This is a genomic window from Drancourtella sp. An57 (assembly GCF_002161525.1).
In the GTDB taxonomy this organism is placed as follows: domain Bacteria; phylum Bacillota; class Clostridia; order Lachnospirales; family Lachnospiraceae; genus Sellimonas; species Sellimonas catena.
In genome coordinates, this window is the sequence record NZ_NFHY01000001.1 from 273,547 (window position 1) to 287,210 (window position 13,664).

Here is a 13,664-nt window from a genome sequence, read left to right on the forward strand (position 1 = left end):
ACCCCGGTCATCCGGTACACACGTGCCGGACGACCGGGGTTTTTGTAAGCTTTTTTATGATTCCCCGTTTTCGTCTTCTATTTCTTTGACGGCATCCTGAAATTCGTCTCTTTCCCGCAAAAATGCGGTATCTTCATCTTCCTTGATCATTTTTAACAACATCTGCTTCATCCTGGATTTGTCCTCAGTCTCCACTTTTTTTGTCTGGATATGCCGGTAAAGGGGAGACTTCTTAAGATCCCACCGCTTTGTTACTGACTTCAGCATCGGCACCAGCACTTTCAGCGTATTCACCCAGTCTTTTTGCGCTGAGTATAACTGAAAATGCGCCACATACGAAGTATACTCCCACTGATCGAAAAGCTTCGATGCATCTCTGGATACATCTGCAATGTACTCCGCGTCTTCAAACCGCTCTTCTTTGATGGCAATTTCCATCAACGTCATGAGTACCGAATGAATCTCCGTCATGGCCATGAGCAGCTTTTCTTCCTCCAGCTTCGCAGCCTCCTGCAGTTTTCCACAATCAATCATTAGATTTGCCTGTACCTGCTTTTTATCCACCGGGCTTTCATCCGGCAGAGCTTCCAGAAGTTCCCATGCCTTATCATACTCTTTCCGTCCCCGGTACCTGGATATCAGCATGGACCGCGCCTGATTCTGTATCCGGGCATCCGTACTCTCGAGTGCTCTCCTGTACAGCGCTTCACACTCCTCCCGGTATTGTTCCGCTTCCTTTACCTTGACATCCATCAATACCGCCCCGTCCAGAAACAGCGCGATATTCAGAATCAGCGGATAGCAGGATGGATATTCCCTTACCTTTTCCATCGCCTCTTCATAGGCCTTTTCTACTCCATCCGCATCGCTCACTTCACTTAAATGATTCAAAAACATGGCAATCTCCTGATCCGAGAGTTCCTCTTTAAAAGAAAGCAGCGTATTTAAATCCGTGTCCAGAAGCCTTGCAAGCGCAGGGAGCAGGGTAATGTCCGGGTAGGAAGTTCCTTTCTCCCACTTGTGGACCGCCGGGGCCGTCACTCCAAGATATCCTGCCATCTGCTCCTGCGTCATATGCTTCTCCATTCGTCTTGTTCTTATGATTTCATTGATTTTCATTTTTCTTTTCCCCTTATACGCGCTAACTGTTGTCCGGTTCTGCTTTGATTATATCAATCTGCCGCTGCATAAAGCAATAAACTGCTTTTTAAACTTTGGGTTAAAAAAGAAACCATTGGTTTTCTTCTGAAAAACAGAACACGATTCTCTTTTCTGGAAGTTTCTTCATCTTGACATTCTCTGTTTTTCTATAGTATGATGAACTCAGAAGAATTCGAACATATGTTTGTTTTGTTTGATCACTATTTTCAGGAAAGGAGACGCTTTGTATGAATCAGACCCTGCACAGTCCAGCTCCCGGTCCACATACCACAGAGCGCATTTATGTCAGTGTTTCTTCCATTTTTGATGCCACCGGCTATATGCAGCCGACAGCCATCACCTGGGCGGACGGCCGTACCTTTCCCATCGAAAGTGTCCGGGACTGCCGGCCTGCATCCGCTTTATCCCGGGGCGACTGTTATACCGTAGTCATTCACGGTCAGGAAAAGCATCTGTTTTTTGAACGTACGGATCCTCTATTTCCAAGCCGTGTCGGAAGATGGTTTGTAGAAAGAAGTGCTTCTGTATAATCTGTTACTCTGAAAAGAAAGAAGGCGACGCAAGATGAAAACCTATCTCGCAATTGATCTGAAATCCTACTATGCATCTGCCGAGTGCGCAGCACGTCATCTCGACCCTTTGACCACCAATCTGGTAGTGGCGGATGAATCCCGCACTGAAAAGACGATCTGCCTTGCCGTCTCCCCTTCTCTGAAGGCATATGGGATTCCCGGCAGGGCACGGCTCTTTGAAGTCATTCAGAAGGTCAAGGAAGTCAATACGCGCAGGCTTCAGGCCGCCATCCAGAGTCATACTGCACTGAATCAAAACGGACGGCTGTCTCTTGGAGAGCCTTCCTTTGACGCAAATGCCTTGAAACAGGACCCGACGCTTACGGTTTCCTATCTGGTTGCCCCTCCCCGTATGGCCTACTATATGGAACTTTCCGCAAAGATCTATTCTATCTATCTGAAATACATTGCCCCGGAGGACATTCATGTCTATTCCATCGATGAAGTCTTTATGGATGTGACCTCCTATCTGGAGCATTATCAGATGTCCGCCCATGACCTTGCCAAAGCAATGATCCGCGAAGTCCTTTACGCCACCGGCATCACCGCCACCGCAGGAATCGGGACTAATCTGTACCTTTGCAAACTTGCCATGGATATCGTTGCCAAACGCACGCCTCCGGACCCGGACGGCGTCCGGATTGCCGAGCTTGATGAGGCATCTTTCCGGTATCTTCTCTGGGATCATCAGCCGCTTACCGATTTCTGGCAGACAGGTGCCGGTACCGTCAGACGTCTGGAAAAGCACGGGATTCATACGATGGGCGAGCTGGCACGGGCCAGCCTCACAGAAGAAGATATGCTTTACAAGGAATTTGGTATTGATGCGGAAATCCTCATCGATCATGCCTGGGGGATCGAGCCGTGCACCATGCAGGATATTAAATCATACCGCCCTTCGGACAACAGCACCAGTGAGGGCCAGGTGCTCTCCTGCCCTTATGACCATCAGAAAGCCCGGATCGTCGTCCAGGAGATGACAGAAAGTCTCTCCTACCGTCTTCTGGAACAGAATCTGACGACAGATTCTCTGACTCTGGGAATCGGCTATGACCGTGAAAACTGCGACAGCGGCTCATATCACGGAGAAGTTCACATCGATCACTACGGCCGGAAAGTTCCGAAAGGCGCACACGGTACGATCCGTCTGGATCCTCCGTCCAATCTGGCAGGCAGCCTGATCCAGGCAGCTTCAGAGCTGTTTGAGCAGATCACAGATCCCCGTCTTCTGATACGCCGTATTACAATCACTGCAAACCGGGTAATGAAAGATGACGGGATCTATCAGCTCAATCTGTTTACCGACACAAAGAAGCTGGAAAAAGAAAAGAAGCTTCAGGAATCCATGCTGGATATCCGGAAGCGCTTTGGAAAAAATGCGGTACTGAAAGGTACCAGTTTTTTAGACGGCGCTACCATGCGGGAGCGCAACGGGCAGATCGGCGGCCACAAGGCCTGATCTGTTTCCGCCATATAAAAAGGAGAAATGTTGCCATGACAGACTATAAAAATTCAGCAGAAGGACGCATCGTCACTGCAAAATATCAGGATATTCTGCATCTTTCCCGTCCGGAACCATCCTACCGGCATCCCCGTATGCCCGTTGCCGGCCGCGCAAAGATCTTCTCACCTTTCGCCGCTCTGCGCGGATATGAAGAGGAAATCGCCGAGGAAGACTGGAAAAAGAATCTGGTCCCGAAAAAACTTCTGTCAGAAGAGAAGTCCCTGCAGATTTCCGTGCTCCTTTCTCGGGTAGAAAAGGGAAGCTCTCTCTCAGTTCGTTTTTTTCAGGAGGACATGCACCATTCTGACACGCCACCTCTTGGAATCTATAAAGAGGTTTCAGGAATTGTAACCAGGATTGATTCTGTCTTTCAGAAACTTGTCATCTCTGACGGAGAAACTGAAACAGTGATTTCTTTTGAATCTCTGTCAGAAATAAAACTTCCGGAATGAGCTGATTTTTTACTCACCCAGGAAGCTTTCTGCTATTTTAACAAAGCATTACATAAAATGTCTCTTTTTCATGATGAAGCCGCTGATTACTCCTCCAAGAGAAATTACGGCTGCTCCGGCCCAGAGAAGTACATTACTGCTGTCTCCGGTTTTTGGTGCCTGTGTTCCTGAATCACTTTCAGAAACGGCAGTCTTATTTTGATCCGCAAAGTTTTGATTCTGAGCATCCATTCCTCCGGCATTCTTGTCTCCGCTGTTCTGGTTTCCACCAGTCTGCTGGTTATCCCCTGTCTGCTGATTTCCTCCAGTCTGCTGTCCATCATCTCCTGATGTCTCACTGTAGTCACAATTCAACGAACCAACTGTCAGTGCACCGGATGTAACTCCATCCCGGAACCGGTATACCGGCCTTTGTCCGTTTACAGTATAAGAAGCATCCGCAATGGCAAAGCCTTCATTATTGGCGGAGGTATCCACACCTGACGGCGGAAGTACATGGACAATTTCCGGTGTCTCCGTTCCATTCAGAGTGATTTTTGCTCCTCTATTACCGTAACCGTCATCCGTCATCACCCAAAGAACATTTTCGTAGGTATCATAGTCCAGTGACATGGCACCTCCAAGTTTGGAATCAATATCTGCAATCTGTACAGATGTACCATCTTCATTCAATACATAGGCGTAAACATGTCCGTTATCTTCCAAAGCTACGAAAAATACACCATCAGCGACCGCATCCGGATAGTCTGCCGGGTCAAATGCAGCCCCTGTATTCTGGTCAAACAGTTTGTCTGTTACAGCCGTGTCAGAAACCCATTCGACTGCTTCAATTCCCATATTTGCAGATACCTGCGGCAGAGAAGACGTCAGATCCCACTCATTGACTGCTGTCAGGTCTGATCCTTCTGTGTCCGGATCTACCACCAGAATAGAATTATAATTGATTCCCTTCTGACTATTATCACGCTCCGATGCAATATAAACAAGTCCGGCTCCATCTACTGTAATTCCTTCCGCGTCCGGTCCGGCAGCAGACGGATCAGATGCATCCTTCTGAAAACGAATCCTCTTTCCTTCTTCAAATCCATTCGCAAAGCTTAATGTGCCGTCTTTTGCAACATCCAGAATCCAGAATTTTCCGGTTCCGTTATCTACCGCATACAACTGTCCTCCAAAAAAGTCAAGTCCTGAAGAATCTTCCAGAAATGTAGATTCTGTATCAAATACGGTAACCTCTTCTGCTCCCGGCCATGCAATTACTTCCGGAATATCCACAAACTTATTCGCTGCTCCCGGAGTTGCTTCCTGCGTATTCCTGTACTCCTGTCCGTTTACATCCGGATAAAGTCCCCAGGTCGGACTTGTATGCCCGGTCCATGTAGTGTTCGCAATCAGATTTCCATCTTCGTACAGACGGACAGAATCATCGCTTCCCAGTCCGAAATTCAGGTCATCAATCACCAGATACCCATTCGCCGGAATGGTCGTCCCTTCCGGTATTACATACTCATGCGAATCATCATTGTCTCTGATGATGATTCCGGAAACATCCAGCGCTTCCTGTGTCGGGTTTGCCAGTTCCACCCAGTCCGCTCCTCCATCCGGATCATTGGACTGCACTTCGTTAAGCACCACGGGATTCACGATCAGGTTCGCCTCTCCTTTAGTGGAAGTCTGGAATTCCGTCAGTTCTCCTGTCCCGTCCGGAATTCTTGCATATACTCCCGCTGCATGAGTCGTCCAGCTGTATTCAGCAACAGCCGCGCCTTCGCTGTTATAAATGGATACCTTGTCCTCATTCCCCAAACCGAATGAAAAGTCACGGTTTCCCTCAAAAACATAGTATTCTCCCGAATTTAAGATCGTTCCTTCCGCTACAGGAGTAATATCGGACGCATGTCCTACCGGATCATTATCATACAGGTACCATCCTGAAATATCTACCGCAGTATCTCCTGTATTTTTGATTTCTACCCAGTCTGTGCTGTCACCATTCGATTCTACTTCGTTGATTACAACAGATGGAGCATACCATTCATTCGCCTGTCCTTTTGTCTCTTTTGTGAGTGCAAATGCTCCTGTTCCATCCGGATATCTTCCATAAGAAGCCTGAGCCGCATCTCCTTCATATGAAGCATGTTCAGTCCAGGAGTATTCATCTAGAAGAGTTCCTTGTGAATCATAAAGCCGGATAGAATCCGCAGACCCGATTCCGATTGCTGCCTCAAACGTATTTTCTTCAAACGTGTCTGTCTGGTCATTATAAATTCTTCCCATTGTTTTAGCATCAACCACCAGCAGCGCTCCCGGTTCTATCGTGGAACCTTCCGAAAATCTCCACCGATGGTCATCGGAATTATCACGAATTTCACACCCTGACAGATCAATGGTTTCATTTCCTGTATTCATCAGTTCTACCCAGTCATCCGGAGAGGAATTGATTTCATTTATCACAAGCGCCGTCATATTCTGTCCGGATTCGCCGTTTTCCCCTTCTCCTGGTTCCTGTGCGGTAACATTTACCGCTCCCTTCGTAGAACTCTGATCAACAAACTCTCCTGTCCCATCTGGTACTCTGGAATAAGTTCCCAAAGCATGTCCGTCATAGCTGTAGGTATCCTTCAGACTGCTGTTTGCGTTGTACAAGGAAACAGTATCGCTTTTCCCAAGCCCAAAACTAAAATCAATACTGTCCTCCAATACCATTACCGCTCCTGCTTCCAGCACTGTTCCATCTGGAAATTGCTTTGTCTCATTGCTCGTAAGCCGTTCCAGACCCTTGTCGTCTGTGACAAACCAGCCACTGATATCCACGGCCTGATCTCCTGTATTCACTATCTCAATCCAGTCATTCCCTCCATTCGGATCATCAGACTCGACTTCATTGATAAAAACCGTATTTCCGGAAGATGCAGCAGACACAGGCATGCCTGCTGCCGGGGCAACTGCGGATGCGGTTAAAAATGCTGCAAGTGCTATACTGAGCTGTCGTTTCTTCATATTTAGACGTTCTCCCTTCTCAAATTATGATTTTTTTAAGTCTAACAGGAGAATGTCAAATCTGAAGTTGCAACACGTAAAATCATCGTAAAAAGAAAGCAGAGCAATCTTACGCTCTGCCTTTTTCCCTTCCTAAAACACCGTTATCAGTTCAGCTCCTTCCAGATCCGTTTCCTGCATCTCTACTTTCCGGATCCGGCTGTCATCGTATGTTTTGTAATAATATGCACCTGTCCGTGTATTAATACAGCAGGAATAAGTGGTGATATCATATGTTCCGGCCTCTGTAATCACAGACCCGCGCACCATCGATACCCCGTCCAGAATATGAAAGAACTGGGAAACATTCGATTTCTCGTCCTGCGGCGATACAGAATTCCATTTCAGGAAAGCAGCCCTTACAAACCGTGACGCGGAAGAAGCATCTCCCGGCAATCCTGCCGCTCCCATTCCCTGGGCATAAGGCTTTAAGCTCAGCTTGTCACAAAAGCGGTTCTCCGGGCTTTTTGCGCTGAGATTCATATAATTGTTCATATTCAGCCTGTGATATTCAAACGGCGGATTATTCGTCAGCACACCAAATGGATTTTCGTAAATTTTCAGTCCTTCCTGAACAGCCTCCAGAACAAGACACTGTTCCCGGTCCGCCAGCATCCAGTGAAGCGGCGCCGGAGGCATCTTCTCAGAAAACGCAATGTCCACAATTTTCATTTTCTCAAGATCATTTTTCACTTCCGCCACCGTGGAATAGTTTCCCAAAATCCAGGCAATGATCTCAAAAGAGGCAAGTTCCATTCCCTGACCTTCCGGTTTCTGATAGTATGCGTTTCCCGGGAAATTCAGCCCTGCCATACACAGCCCCTTTTCATTTACCGCTTCCGCATACAAAGGGAACCGGCTGACAGCTGATGCCATGCCGATCATGGCATAATGCTGTTCCTTACGCCCTGCCAGACGGAAATCCAGCGGGAAATTCCTCGGTGTGATCACAACCTTCTCCCCGAAAGAGCAGTCCAGATCCAGATTCCTTCCAAAGTAAAAATCTCCATTGTCATACGTAATACAGGTACACATATCATTCTTTCCTTTCCGCTATCGCACGTTTTGATTCTATTATTCACTTTCCTCCATCCGGACATTCATTCCCTCTATGTAATTTTCTTCCCGATCGTTGTCTGCCTCATAATCAAGACACACACAAAGGACACTGCCGCAATCACAAAAGTCAGCCCCGGTATTGCAATCCATGCCGTAAAATCAGTTGGTTCCATATATTTTTTGTAATTATCCAGAAATAAAATATGGATCAGATATATGCCAAACGAACAGTTGCAAAAAAGGTCTATTATACGCTTTCTGCGGTCTGAAGGCTGAAAATTTCCATCATTCACCCTTATCATAATAATAAAAAACATAACGGATGCCAAAATCACAAACGGTGAACCATAAGTCAATTCTTTTTCATAATGATACCCTTTTGCAAATGTTGCCCCCATGGTTGCTCCAAAAGATACCGCCATACTGAATATACAAATCAGCACTGCTGTTTTCTGGCGAATCGGGATTTTTTTTCCTGTACTTGCTAATATAATAACCGAAAAACAAGTAGTATGTATAGACTTTATCTCCAATCAACGGCAGATCATAATACAGTTCCTCACCTGTAAAAGTAGTACGAAAATTCAGAAGCACTGCTCCTGTCGAAATAATCAGGAGTGCAGTTTCAAGATTCTTCGACAGGTTTCTGCACATAACCTGCAGAAACGGAAGCACAAGATAAATCGGTATCATAGCATACAGGTACCAAAGATGGGCTTCCGCAGGAACAAAAATAATTTCCTGCAGTTTTACTTCTGTTTTCATATAACAGGTATTCCACAGATAATAAACCACGCTCCATACAGCCAATACCGACAAAAAGCGTAAGATCCTTCTGCAGTGCTTTTTCAGTGTCTCCTCTCTTCCCAGCAGCAACGCCCCGGAAATCATAAAAAAGGAAGGTACACTTACCCTCGCTGCCGTATCGATCACCAAAGAAAATGCATACTCGCTGTTCGGAATTTCTCCATAAGCTCTGCAGAAATAATTACTTACGTGAATCGCAATGACCAGAACAAAAGAAATCATCCTGATCAGTTCAAGATTATAATTCTTTTCTTTCATCTCATTTGTTCTCCCCCGACTTCAGGAATCGCCGGATTCCATATCATCCCTTTTCTCCTTTTTACATTTTAAAAATTACAATCCGTTCCCGGCTGTCTTTTCCATCATATAAATCTCCACAGTCAATCTCATCATAAAATGTCAGTTCATTCACCGTCATCAGAAAAGAAATATATTCATCTGACGGGTAATAGAAAAACAGTAAAATTTCTCTTGGCGCCTCGTAATACGAATCCCGAATCCTGCTGATCACTTTTTGCAGGATTTCCAGAGAAAACGGGTTGAAAAAATAGATCCGGTCCACACTTTCCGGCACCGGAAATTCTCCCGCATCGACAGCCTGAAACGTTACCCTTCCCGAAACTGACGACATGTTCTGATTTTCCACTGCTTTTTCATAAATCCGCTCATCATACTCGATTCCAATGGACCTGCACCTGGTCTGCCACGACAAAAAGAAATCAACACGGCCTTTGCCGCATCCATAGTCCAAAAGCGTATTTCCTTTCCGGATATATCCGCTGTTTGCCAGACGCTCCAGAACCGGATACGGCGTCGGCTCATATGGATACCGGTACTGGTCTGCATGAGAATCATCTCGCCCGGTTGTGCGGATCTGCAGCAGCTTGTCCCATTTTTCCTCTTTCATATCAGATCAGAATTCCTTCCAGATGATCGAGTTCATGCTGGCAGATCTGAGCCTGCCAGCCGCTCAGCTTCTGCCGCTGCTTTGTCCAGTTCATATCATAATATTCCACCTCAATGTTCTGATAACGGGTGGTTTTCCGGACACCGGGAAGGGAAAGACATCCCTCTTCTGTCTCGTACGGCGTGTCCTTTCTGACCATGACCGGGTTAAACATGACAACGTCAAACATCCCCATATTCACAATAATCACCCGTTTTCTGACTCCGATCATATTGGCCGCCATGCCGACACACGCCTCCCGGTTAGCCGCCAATGTATCCTGCAGATCTCTCCCGACCTGCAAATCTTCCCTTGAAGCAGGCTCAGACTTCTGCCCAAGGAAGAAAATATCTTTCATAATTGTTTTTACCATTTGTATCCATCCTGTCTATGCACTAATTTTCAGCTGAATCTATGATATCATAAATTTCTTTCAAATACATGAAAGAAGCTGAAACTCCTTATTGTTTAAAGAATTTTCCGCTTCTTTCATTACATTTTATATCATTCTAATACTTGTCCTGTCAACCAGGAGTATCAATCGTTTATTTCCCGATCAAAAATTTTACTCCCTTGATTCTGCCAAGAATCATCTCCTTATTTTTTTCGTGCAAATATCTTTCGTTTAATTTTTTCTTATTATATCTAAGATAAGAATCCTTGGTTCGTTCTGTCAAAACACTTGTAAAAAATCTTTCCCAGCTGAAATATTCTCTGCTGTCAAGGTAGTTCTCCGGATTTTCCAATATAGACTGGATGTCCTTTCCCTGTATCAGTCCCGAACTCAAAATCAGCCATTCAAAAGACTCCGGAAAATACAAATGAATATTTTTCTTTTTTAACGTATACTTATACAGACGATCCATCTCCGGACCAATAGCGGCTCCATCTGCTATCACGCATATTGGTTCCTGTCCTTCTTTCTGCAACAGTTGAAAAATGTTTGATTTGCCTCCGGCACTCTCACAGACAATCTCTCTTTCTTTCCCAACAGCTTTAAAAAATTCGTATCCAGAATTAGAATCTTCTGTAATAATTTTTTCCGGTACTATTGGAAGTTCTTGATAATCAGAATAAATCTGATACATCTGATTATACATTTTCTTTGTATCATGATATTTTCCTGAACAATGGATACCATAAATTTCTTCCACACTATATGGAAGATTATATAAATTTTCCCTTGTAATCAGTACATAATAATTATCCGAATTCTTAACAGCTGTCGCAAATTCTTCTGTATTGATAAATGTATTTTCTTCGTCTGTAAAAAAAATCGTTCCTGATGAATTTTCCAAAATTAACTTCCAGTTTGGCCCTTCCAGAATTCTGCAGGGAACACTGCATACCACCTCAATACCGCTTGAAGCACCCAGATTTTCTGACTGTCTCAACATGTTAATCAGTGTTGTTTTTCCAGTAGCACTATCGCCCCGGATAACGGTAATATTTCTTTTTATTTCAAATTCATAGTGAAGCCGGTTATTTTTTACAACGATCTTATATTTTCCTCTCATCACTCTTCACCTACACATATCTACCAGCGATTTCCACAAACTGCCCCATATCATGAACAATTTCTCCCGTATTGAGAATTTTGATTTCAAATTTTTCATTTCCAAAATCCATAATATGACGAAGATTAATCGTCAGGTCTTTTTCTTCGCCTATTTTCAAAATCCATTTTGCGCAGTTGTCTCCGCAGGCAGAAGCATTAAATATTTTACCCGACTGGTCAAATGCCATCAGGATAAGCGTTTTTACTCCACCCGAAATCTCTTTTACAGAAATAGGACCCAGTACAGGACTTTCTATTAAATGCGGTCCGATAACTTCCGATTTATCTACGTCCTTTATCATTTCCATGGATAATTTATCTGTAATCCACTCATCTTCATACTGATTGTCAAAGTATACAGGCGGATAGTAAATTGCCTGATCCATTTCTCCCAGATATATGCTCAGCATAACAGCCCTCCAAAACAGCAGATATTTTTCTTGCAATCCGATTATCATAATTATAAGCAAATTTGCAGGAACTGTCTATCTGCAAATCTTCTCCCTATTGCTAACGTATCTTATTCCCTTTGCACATCTTTTCCATTTTTCATCTTTCTAAACGCTTCAAGAATCAGAACGTAGCTTATCACGTGTTCAAAGAAATCACTAAATTCCTCAGAAGTAACATATAGTAACCTGTCAGTCCGAAATTCTCCCAAATGTATCCGCCCGTTCTTTTCGTCCACTAACGAAGGCATTCTCATCCTTACATACTCAAGCACTTCCTGCACTTTTGCCCTGCCTTTGCGGCCGACATTAATTTTCCCGCTGTGGTTTATAAAGCAACGCACTCCTTCTTTGGTATGACATAGTTCCATATTTGTATCTAATATTAATTGCAGCGCATGATGGCATCTATTCCCATCGTCTACTGCTGCGGCCTGTATCGTTTTTTCTTCAGATGCTCCCTGGTCTGTCTTCCTATATAGCTGTCATAATGTCTGCGTACATATGTGATATTCTCAAGCGTCTTTAAATCCGGACGTGAAGAAAGTGTCATTGCCTGTGGTGTTTCATTACAGTTAGATCTGCACATCCGTTTGTATGAGGCAGGACATTCTGTCTCTTTATATCCGGATCTCTGATCAAACCGAAATACTCTCAGATCACTTCCGTTCGTTGCGAAAGCAAATTCTGAATTTAAAGCTTTGGCGTAGCGCAAAAGCTGAGCAATTACCTTCTCATCGATCGGAATATACGCCGCCTTGCACTCCACTACAGCCAGAATTGTATTTCCATCGGGCTGTAAAATCAGTATATCTGCCCGGTCTCTTCGCTCCGGATATCCGTACCGCTTCATGGAAACTTCGGTCTGTATGTTTCTTAAAGGGGTATGCAGTTTCCATCTGAAAAATTTGACTGTTGTCTGCCGTATGATTTCTTCCGGTGTTTTTAAAATGTACTTTTTCCTGCATTTATCATAAAAATACTTCTTCCCGTCAAATGTATATTCTCTGTGAAATGAGAGAAGTTTTTGCATAAAAATTCCCCTTTCAAAAAATAAAAAGCAGGAACTGTTTCGCATTTTCAGCTAATAATTCCTGCTTTTGAAACTCATTCCTCCGTTTCCAGTTCTAACCTCTGCAATATATCCCTGATGATCCCTGCATCTTGAATAAGGTTAATCCCAAAACACTTTTTTCCTGCATCCTTTAATGATGCTCCCACATGATAAGCTGTACCTCTATCAAGAATTAAAAAGCGATCATGGAACACCTTTGTGTATTTCACTTCCAGAGTTGGATACTGTGCATTGAAATTCTCCACATCTGTTTTGGTAAGTCTTGTCCGTTTTTGAGTGTAGATTGTAACAGACACGTTTTCATTTTTCTTGGAGAGTAAATTTAATGTTCCCACATCCACATATCCATCTATCAGTGTAATTTCTTTTTCTGCCTTTTGTATCAGACTGACAATCAAACTGAATGCATCATAAATCTGACCATCAAAAAACACTTTCTGGCCAGCTTCCTCATGCCCGGATATGTACTCAAATATCTGCTCTAATTTCTCATCAGTCTGTTTCTGGTATTCTAGCTGTTTTAGTTCTATGTTGCTGATACGTTCAAAAAGCAAAGCGTTATTGGCTATAAAACGCCTCATCTCTACAAATGCATTCATAATATTGATACTAACTTGAATAGCAACATCGCTTCTTAAAACAGCCGATAACATTGCGATTCCCTGTTCAGTAAAAACATAAAGTAAATATCTTCTGCCACCTTTTTTGTTACCATTAGCATCCTCCTCTTTTGAGGTCACAATTTGTGATCTCAAAGCCTCATACTCGTCTTTACTAATTTGAAACCTAAAACTATCCGGAAAGCGTGCTATATTTCTTTTTACAGCCTGATTAAAAACTCTTGTTTCCACCTGATACAACATGGCTAAATCGCTATCCAGCATAACCTGCTGGTTGCGTATAACATAAATCATGCTCTTAATATTATAGTGTGCCACTTCACTGTTTGGTGCCTGGGCTTTTTCATCAATAACTACCAATTCTTTTTCTGTTTTGCTCATAGCTATACCTGCCTCTCGAATTTCAACGAATCAATTCAGCA

Annotated in this window: 15 protein-coding genes; 3 read left to right on the forward strand and 12 right to left on the reverse strand. The window is 43.9% G+C overall.

Features of this window, described 5'->3' with window-relative positions; translation table 11 throughout:
* Window positions 1–54 precede the first annotated feature (54 nt).
* Entirely contained in the window at window positions 55–1,119 is a 1,065-nt protein-coding gene (locus B5G11_RS01410; RefSeq protein ID WP_087251899.1) for a helix-turn-helix transcriptional regulator, read from the reverse strand.
* Window positions 1,120–1,388: 269 nt separating this feature from the next.
* Between B5G11_RS01410 and B5G11_RS01415 the strand changes: the two genes are divergently transcribed.
* Genes B5G11_RS01415 through B5G11_RS01425 form a run of 3 tightly spaced genes read left to right on the forward strand, consistent with a single transcriptional unit; the run spans window position 1,389 to window position 3,689 of the window.
* Window positions 1,389–1,691 (forward strand): hypothetical protein, encoded by a 303-nt coding sequence (locus B5G11_RS01415; RefSeq protein ID WP_087251900.1) that lies wholly within the window; start codon window positions 1,389–1,391, stop codon window positions 1,689–1,691.
* 34 nt (window positions 1,692–1,725) lie between these two features.
* Complete coding sequence (locus B5G11_RS01420; protein WP_087251901.1) at window positions 1,726–3,192, forward strand: DNA methylase; 1,467 nt, start codon at window positions 1,726–1,728, stop codon at window positions 3,190–3,192.
* A gap of 35 nt (window positions 3,193–3,227) precedes the next feature.
* Window positions 3,228–3,689 (forward strand): hypothetical protein, encoded by a 462-nt coding sequence (locus B5G11_RS01425; protein WP_087251902.1) that lies wholly within the window; start codon window positions 3,228–3,230, stop codon window positions 3,687–3,689.
* Between the two features lie 48 nt (window positions 3,690–3,737).
* Here B5G11_RS01425 and B5G11_RS01430 read toward each other — a convergent pair whose 3' ends face one another.
* The 11 genes from B5G11_RS01430 to B5G11_RS01475 all read right to left on the reverse strand — a co-directional run bounded on the left by B5G11_RS01430 (window position 3,738) and on the right by B5G11_RS01475 (window position 13,623).
* Entirely contained in the window at window positions 3,738–6,689 is a 2,952-nt protein-coding gene (locus B5G11_RS01430) for a lamin tail domain-containing protein (RefSeq protein WP_087251903.1), read from the reverse strand.
* A 132-nt stretch (window positions 6,690–6,821) separates the two neighbouring features.
* The gene (gene bsh, locus B5G11_RS01435) at window positions 6,822–7,763 is read right to left on the reverse strand and encodes a choloylglycine hydrolase (protein ID WP_087251904.1); all 942 of its coding nucleotides are present in this window, start codon (window positions 7,761–7,763) and stop codon (window positions 6,822–6,824) included.
* Window positions 7,764–7,837: 74 nt separating this feature from the next.
* Window positions 7,838–8,230, reverse strand: a complete 393-nt coding sequence (locus B5G11_RS16600) for an acyltransferase family protein (RefSeq protein ID WP_242958845.1) — start codon at window positions 8,228–8,230, stop codon at window positions 7,838–7,840.
* A complete protein-coding gene (locus B5G11_RS01440) occupies window positions 8,151–8,852 on the reverse strand; it encodes an acyltransferase family protein (protein WP_242958847.1) in 702 nt (233 codons plus the stop codon). Before B5G11_RS01440 ends, B5G11_RS16600 begins: the two co-directional genes overlap by 80 nt.
* A 61-nt stretch (window positions 8,853–8,913) precedes the next feature.
* Window positions 8,914–9,501 carry a class I SAM-dependent methyltransferase gene (locus B5G11_RS01445; RefSeq protein ID WP_087251905.1) on the reverse strand — a complete coding sequence of 196 codons (588 nt, stop codon included), beginning with the start codon at window positions 9,499–9,501 and terminating at the stop codon, window positions 8,914–8,916.
* Between the two features lies 1 nt (window position 9,502).
* Window positions 9,503–9,913, reverse strand: a complete 411-nt coding sequence (locus B5G11_RS01450) for a peptide deformylase (protein WP_087166526.1) — start codon at window positions 9,911–9,913, stop codon at window positions 9,503–9,505.
* 172 nt (window positions 9,914–10,085) lie between these two features.
* Window positions 10,086–11,057: a translation initiation factor 2 gene (locus B5G11_RS01455; RefSeq protein ID WP_087251906.1), complete on the reverse strand. Its 972-nt coding sequence runs from the start codon at window positions 11,055–11,057 to the stop codon at window positions 10,086–10,088.
* A 10-nt stretch (window positions 11,058–11,067) separates the two neighbouring features.
* Window positions 11,068–11,508 (reverse strand): DUF4869 domain-containing protein, encoded by a 441-nt coding sequence (locus B5G11_RS01460; protein ID WP_087251907.1) that lies wholly within the window; start codon window positions 11,506–11,508, stop codon window positions 11,068–11,070.
* A 110-nt stretch (window positions 11,509–11,618) separates the two neighbouring features.
* Entirely contained in the window at window positions 11,619–11,822 is a 204-nt protein-coding gene (locus B5G11_RS01465; protein ID WP_158099177.1) for a hypothetical protein, read from the reverse strand.
* Window positions 11,823–11,968: 146 nt separating this feature from the next.
* The gene (locus tag B5G11_RS01470; protein WP_158099178.1) at window positions 11,969–12,580 is read right to left on the reverse strand and encodes a type I restriction enzyme HsdR N-terminal domain-containing protein; all 612 of its coding nucleotides are present in this window, start codon (window positions 12,578–12,580) and stop codon (window positions 11,969–11,971) included.
* A gap of 74 nt (window positions 12,581–12,654) precedes the next feature.
* Entirely contained in the window at window positions 12,655–13,623 is a 969-nt protein-coding gene (locus tag B5G11_RS01475; protein ID WP_087251910.1) for an ORF6N domain-containing protein, read from the reverse strand.
* Between the last annotated feature and the right edge of the window lie 41 nt (window positions 13,624–13,664).

Excerpts from the sequence above, each read along its gene's own strand:
- B5G11_RS01460 (WP_087251907.1), bottom strand. The coding sequence starts at position 11,508 with ATGCTGAGCATATATCTGGGAGAAATGGATCAGGCAATTTACTATCCG.
- B5G11_RS01415 (WP_087251900.1), top strand. The coding sequence starts at position 1,389 with ATGAATCAGACCCTGCACAGTCCAGCTCCCGGTCCACATACCACAGAG.
- B5G11_RS01410 (WP_087251899.1), bottom strand. The coding sequence starts at position 1,119 with ATGAAAATCAATGAAATCATAAGAACAAGACGAATGGAGAAGCATATG.
- B5G11_RS01455 (WP_087251906.1), bottom strand. The coding sequence starts at position 11,057 with ATGAGAGGAAAATATAAGATCGTTGTAAAAAATAACCGGCTTCACTAT.
- B5G11_RS01430 (WP_087251903.1), bottom strand. The coding sequence starts at position 6,689 with ATGAAGAAACGACAGCTCAGTATAGCACTTGCAGCATTTTTAACCGCA.
- B5G11_RS01420 (WP_087251901.1), top strand. The coding sequence starts at position 1,726 with ATGAAAACCTATCTCGCAATTGATCTGAAATCCTACTATGCATCTGCC.
- B5G11_RS01470 (WP_158099178.1), bottom strand. The coding sequence starts at position 12,580 with ATGCAAAAACTTCTCTCATTTCACAGAGAATATACATTTGACGGGAAG.
- bsh (WP_087251904.1), bottom strand. The coding sequence starts at position 7,763 with ATGTGTACCTGTATTACGTATGACAATGGAGATTTTTACTTTGGAAGG.
- B5G11_RS01445 (WP_087251905.1), bottom strand. The coding sequence starts at position 9,501 with ATGAAAGAGGAAAAATGGGACAAGCTGCTGCAGATCCGCACAACCGGG.
- B5G11_RS01475 (WP_087251910.1), bottom strand. The coding sequence starts at position 13,623 with ATGAGCAAAACAGAAAAAGAATTGGTAGTTATTGATGAAAAAGCCCAG.
- B5G11_RS01440 (WP_242958847.1), bottom strand. The coding sequence starts at position 8,852 with ATGAAAGAAAAGAATTATAATCTTGAACTGATCAGGATGATTTCTTTT.
- B5G11_RS01450 (WP_087166526.1), bottom strand. The coding sequence starts at position 9,913 with ATGGTAAAAACAATTATGAAAGATATTTTCTTCCTTGGGCAGAAGTCT.
- B5G11_RS01425 (WP_087251902.1), top strand. The coding sequence starts at position 3,228 with ATGACAGACTATAAAAATTCAGCAGAAGGACGCATCGTCACTGCAAAA.